The following is a 5,655-nucleotide window of genomic DNA, read 5'->3' as shown; positions in this document are numbered from 1 at the left end:
AACATTCCTTGCTCTTTGGGTATTGGAATGTTCGTTGCTTTGAGCGATGGCAACGCACCCCGTAGGCAATCTCTTTTCCCAAGGGCTGCACCTGTCAACTTAAAGAAAAACTTCGCACTGTCCAGTTAACTAAGTCTTCTGGTGTTTGAGGAACTGGGTGCTCACGTAGCGCTCCCAAAGAGGCATCGCGGAAATAGGATGCTGAGCCGACTGTGATGCGGCAGGTCACGCCAATGCGATGAGCAATTAGGGCTGGATCATTCACCTGCCCAATCCGCAGGGCAAGATCCGTCCCATCTTCGACTAAATCAACAAAGCGATCGCTGAAGGTCAAATCTAACTTGATATCCGGATAGTGGTCGAAAAACCTCTTTACGTAAGGCATCACCATAAACTGCCCAAATGCCACGGGGCAGCTTACTCGCAAGGTTCCAATTGCTTTTTGGCGTTGCCCGACACTGGCTTCGGCTTCGGCAGCAGCATCCAACACCCCCTGGCAATGCTCAAAAAATCGTTCTCCCTCCTGCGTCAACTGAAGTTTGCGGGTGGAACGATTCAACAGTTGCACATCCAGATAGCTTTCCAGAGCAGCAATTTGCTTACTAATGGTGGGCTGGGTTGTGTTGTGTTCACGAGCGACGGCAGAAAAGCTTCCTGTTTCGACAACTCGCACAAAACTTTGAATGCAATCGAGGCGATCCATAGGTTCAGTCATTCTAAATAGGAATAAATCATATTCCATTTTCCGGGCTTCTCAAACTAATCGAAATAAATCAAGATAAGAGGCATGGAAAGCAATGCAGCCCAACTCCAAACGGCACAAAGCTTTCCAGCAAAAGTTTTTATGATTAACCCAAGAGATTGTTATGAACCTTCAAGAATCCGTTGCTTTGGTTACAGGTGCAAATCGGGGAATTGGGACAGCCTATGTTGAAGCTCTGATCCAAGCGGGTGCTCGCCGCGTTTATGCGGCCGCTCGAAACATTGACACGCTCAAGGATGTGGTGGCGATCGCACCCGATCGCATTATTCCCATCGCCTTGGATGTGACCAATTTCGATCAAGTGAATATAGCGGCTCAAACCGCTCAGGATGTCACCTTGCTGATTAATAATGCTGGCGTGATCGGCGCTGGTGGACTATTTACCCCCAACAGCGTGGAAACAGCTCAGTGGGAGATGAACACCAACTACTTTGGTACGCTTTCGATGGTGCGGGCTTTTGCGCCGATTTTGCAACGTAATGGGGGCGGCGCAATCGTCAATATGCTGTCCGTAGCATCTGTTGCCAGTGCCCCTGTATTTGGTTCCTACAGTGCGTCTAAAGCCGCCCTCAATTCCTTAACCCAAGACATTCGGGCCGAGTTAGCAAAGCAAGGCACGCAAGTGGTAGGAGTCTTTCCGGGACCTGTAGATACGGCAATGACTGAAGGGATGCCGGTCGATAAAGCTGAACCGATCACAGTCGCTAAGGCAGCCTTGCAAGCGGTTGAAGCAGGGCTGGAAGACGTCTATCCCGATCCGGTCTCTCAGAGTGCATTTTCTGCGATCGCAGAGCCCTTAAAAGCGGTTGAAAAAATGTTTGCGGGTTGGATGCCTCAATAGGTTGGTAACTACTTGTCTTTTTCATAACTCATGGTCACTCGATAGAGAGAAGTTCCTTTCTCCCCATCTGTCCCGATCATCGCACCCGAGCAAGTCATTCATTGATGCGTCCTCTAGTTCTCAAGTTTTGTCCTTTTCTAAGTTTCAAATGAGGTAATTTATGTCTACTGCAACGATCGCTCCCTTCGATGCCCCCAACCGCAAGACTATCGCTCAAGGGCACCCAACCGATTGGCAATCGCCCCAACCGAAAGACCGATACGACTTGGTGGTGATTGGAGGGGGGCCTGCTGGTTTGACGGCCGCGATAACAGCGGTTAAGGCAGGTCACACCGTCGCGATGGTTGAGCGAAACCTGATGGGTGGCACCTGCGTTAACTTTGGCTGTACCCCAAGCAAGTCCCTCATCCGAGCTGCCAGGGCAGTGTATCAAGCACGCGATGGCGAAAAATTTGGCTACACACTCGGCGCTGCGCCCCAAGTCAACTTTGCTTCAGTCATGACGCGAGTTCGGGAGATGCGAGCTTTCAGCGGTAGCTTTGATGCAGTGTCGGTTGCAGCTGGAGCTGGTATTGACGTGTTTCTTGGCGATGCTCACTTTGTGAGTTCTGATGCGATCGCAGTTGAAGGACAGACGCTACGCTTCAAGAAAGCCGTCATTGCTTCAGGTAGCAAACCCGCAGTTCCCAGTTTGCCAGGGTTAGACACAGCGCATTATCTAACGAATGAAACCGTATTTGAGTTGTCTAAGCTTCCTCAACGGCTTGTTTGTATTGGGGCTGGTACCATAAATTGCGAACTGGCTCAGGCATTTCGTCGGCTAGGCAGCGAGGTCGATTTGATTTGTAGTGGAGAACGCTTGCTAATAGCCGAGCCAGTTGAGGCATCAGAGGTGATAACCAGACAGTTGCAAGCGGAAGGTGTGCGGCTGCACCTCAATGCAAAGGCGACAAGTGTAGATAGCGAACAACAGCGACTGATCCTCAGTAACGGGATGGAGTTAGCCTACGACGTGATCCTAATTGCTACTGGTAGAACGGTCAACGTAGATGGGATGGGTTTAGAGGTAGCTGGAGTGAAGTTCAACGCCTCTGGAGTCGAAACTAATGACTATCTACAGACAACGAACCCAACTGTGTATGCGGCTGGTGATGTGGCGTTGCCAGAGAAGTATACCCATGCAGCGTTCGCAACGGCAAAACTAGCGGTTGCCAATGCGATCGACGGAGCTGAAAAGCGGGTATCAGAACTAATCATCCCACACTGCACCTACACCGATCCAGAGGTTGCTCATGTTGGACTCACTCCTCAAACAGCGGCAGAGCGCGGAATTGCTATCGATACCTATCGGTTAGAACTAGGGCAAGTTGAGCGTGCAATGATCGACGGGGAAGCAGATGGGTTCATTGCTCTATACACACAAAAGGGAATTATTGTTGGGGCGACTTTTGTTGCCGCCCATGCGGGCGAGTCCCTCCCTATACTCACCTTGGCAATCATGCAAAAGATGACACCGGCTGATTTAGCATCCGTGATCTACTGTTATCCAACGCAGGTTGAGGCAATTCAACGAGTTGCTGCCCTGGCTAGTTAGCCGATTTTGCAACGTAATGGGGGCGGCGCAATCGTCAATATGCTGTCCGTAGAATCTGTTGCCAGTGCCCCTGTGTTTGGTTCCTACAGTGCTTCTGAAAAAATGTTTGCGGGTTGGATGCCTCAATAGGTTGGTAACTACTTATCTTTTCCATAACTCATGGTCGCTCGATAGCGGGAAGTTCCCTTTCCTCCATCTGTCCCGATCATCACATCCGAGCAAGTCATTCATTGATAGGAAACAGTATGAGCGAGAACAAACAGCTAACCGCCATGGTGGTTGGCGCAACCGGAATCATTGGTAGAGCCATTGTTGCAAAACTGGCAGCAGTGGGGGGATGGCGGACGATCGCCGTTTCCCAATCTGGGAGAACCGTCCCAGGGGCGGATGAGACAATCAGTGTTGATCTGTTGGATAGCGCTGAGGCCCGTCGTCAACTTGCGGCGGCCAGTAAGGCAACTCATCTCTTTTTTGCCGCCTACGCACCTCGTCCTAGCTGGATTGCCGAAGTTCAGCCCAATCTGGCATTGCTAGTGAATGCCATCGAGGGATTGGAGGCGGCGGGAGCGCCCTTGCAACATGTGACGTTGATCACGGGGGCTAAATATTATGGGGTTCATCTAGGCATTTCGACCTCACCAGCCCTCGAAACAGAACCCAGGCACTTAGGACCAAACTTCTACTATGACCAGGAAGACTATTTGCGATCGCAAGCAGAAAGCAGCACCTGGCAATGGACGAATCTGATTTCAACCCATCTGACGGGTTTTGTGGCTGGCAATGCCATGAACTTGGCACTCGCGATTGCGGTGTATGCTGCGATTGTGCACGAGCTTGGGCTACGCCTTGACTTTCCAGGAAGTGCGGCGGCTTTCGGGGCGATGACTCAGATCGTGGACGCGGAACAAGTTGCCGCCGCTGCTCTTTGGGCCGCTGAAACTCCACAGGCGGCGAACGAGGTTTTCAATATCTCCAACGGCGATCCAACGCGATGGTCTCAGCTTTGGCCCATCTTTGCGGCAGACTTTGGTGTCCCCATGGGCGGCCCGCGTCCAGTGCCCCTAGCCACTTTTATGGCTGAGTATGCTGCCCTCTGGAAGAGTATGGCAACAAAATACAATCTGGTGAATTCAGAGCTTTCAACGCTGGTGAATTGGCAGTTTTTGGAGTTTATGTTTGCCATTGATTATGACATTGTGCTGGCACTCGGCAAGATCCGTCGAGCTGGCTTTACGAAGCACCCAGACACGGTAGAAGCGTTTAAGTTGCGCTTCCAGCAATATCGCCAGGAACGGATCATTCCTGATTTTGCCAAGCTGTAAGTATCGAGGCAGCTCTCTGTTGCTGTTAGAGTGCGATCGCACCTATCTGCTGGCGAGTCTTTCAAGTACACACCATCAAATACATTCTAGGAATCAGGTCATGATCGATCTCTATGCTTGGGCAACCCCGAACAGTATCAAGGTTCCGATTTTGTTGGAAGAGCTGGGGCTAGCTTACACCGTCAAACCCGTCAACGTTCGTCAGGGGGAGCAAAAAACACCGCTGATACGCCCCCATGTCGAACGCTGGTATGCCGCCTTAGAGCAGCGCCCAGCCATCCAACGCGCGATCGCAGCTTTAGCGTAAACCCGATCAATCCAGAGATTGATGATGTTCTCTCAATGCCATACACTTCAATGCAAGCACTACGGTTAGCAAGGATTAGTCCAATGTTGCAACAGCACTTTGGTGCAGGTAATTAACCAAACTCGGTATAAACTATGGCCGCTCTGTTCGATGCTTTTCAACAACGAGGGGTAACCTTTCGTAACCACATTGGGGTCTCCCCCATGTGTCAATACTCTAGCCAGGATGGATTGGCGAATGACTGGCATTTGGTTCATTTGGTCAGTCGTGCTGTCGGAGGCGCAGGACTCGTCTTTACTGAAGCGGCAGCAGTTAACCCCCTAGGCAGGATCTCCCCTGGAGATTTGGGCATCTGGGCTGATGAACAGGTTCCGATGCTCGCCAAAATTGCCAAGCTGATTCAAGAGGCGGGTGCAGTCCCAGGGATCCAACTAGCCCATGCGGGCCGAAAAGCAAGTTGTGCCGTGCCCTGGGAGGGCGGCAATCCGCTAGCTAAGGCTGAAGGAGGATGGCAACCTGTTGCACCCAGTGCGATCGCATTTAATGACCTGAGCCCAGTCCCAACCGCGCTCACATTTGAAGGGATTGAATCGATTCAGCAATCCTTTATTCAAGCAGCACAAAGAGGCATTGATGCAGGCTTTCAGGTGATCGAAATCCATGCTGCCCACGGTTATTTATTGCATGAATTCCTATCGCCCTTGGGCGTAACCGGTGTTCCTCGGCCATCAGTAAAGGGGCTGAAGTATTGTCAGTTGGAGGTTGTAGAGCATCAAGCAGGAAATAGGACTAGAGTTGGAATATGAACGCCAATCTAGTCCCAACAAT

Annotated in this window: 5 protein-coding genes and 1 pseudogene; 5 read left to right on the top strand and 1 reads right to left on the bottom strand. The window is 51.1% G+C overall.

All coding sequences use genetic code 11. The annotated features are described in order from the left end of the window. Window positions 1-94 precede the first annotated feature (94 nt). Window positions 95-715, bottom strand: coding sequence for a LysR family transcriptional regulator (locus tag VB741_RS14600; RefSeq protein ID WP_323365918.1), 621 nt, complete (start codon window positions 713-715; stop codon window positions 95-97). 151 nt (window positions 716-866) lie between these two features. Here VB741_RS14600 and VB741_RS14595 point away from each other — a divergent pair, with 151 nt between their 5' ends. From VB741_RS14595 to VB741_RS14575, 5 genes and pseudogenes are all read left to right on the top strand, one after another. Beyond that, on the top strand, window positions 867-1,604 hold the full coding sequence (locus VB741_RS14595) for an SDR family oxidoreductase (protein WP_323365917.1): 738 nt from the start codon (window positions 867-869) through the stop codon (window positions 1,602-1,604). Between the two features lie 160 nt (window positions 1,605-1,764). Beyond that, window positions 1,765-3,198, top strand: coding sequence for a mercuric reductase (locus VB741_RS14590; RefSeq protein WP_323365916.1), 1,434 nt, complete (start codon window positions 1,765-1,767; stop codon window positions 3,196-3,198). A gap of 245 nt (window positions 3,199-3,443) precedes the next feature. Continuing rightward, window positions 3,444-4,520: an SDR family oxidoreductase gene (locus tag VB741_RS14585; RefSeq protein ID WP_323365915.1), complete on the top strand. Its 1,077-nt coding sequence runs from the start codon at window positions 3,444-3,446 to the stop codon at window positions 4,518-4,520. A gap of 100 nt (window positions 4,521-4,620) precedes the next feature. Further along, the gene (locus tag VB741_RS14580; protein WP_323365914.1) at window positions 4,621-4,827 is read left to right on the top strand and encodes a hypothetical protein; all 207 of its coding nucleotides are present in this window, start codon (window positions 4,621-4,623) and stop codon (window positions 4,825-4,827) included. A 134-nt stretch (window positions 4,828-4,961) separates the two neighbouring features. Further along, a pseudogene (locus VB741_RS14575) lies at window positions 4,962-5,531 on the top strand (oxidoreductase); the annotation flags it as partial. Window positions 5,532-5,655 lie beyond the last annotated feature (124 nt).

This window comes from Leptothoe sp. PORK10 BA2, from assembly GCF_034932105.1.
Taxonomy (GTDB): Bacteria; Cyanobacteriota; Cyanobacteriia; order Phormidesmidales; family Phormidesmidaceae; genus Leptothoe.
This window is presented reverse-complemented; position numbering and strand designations above follow the sequence as displayed.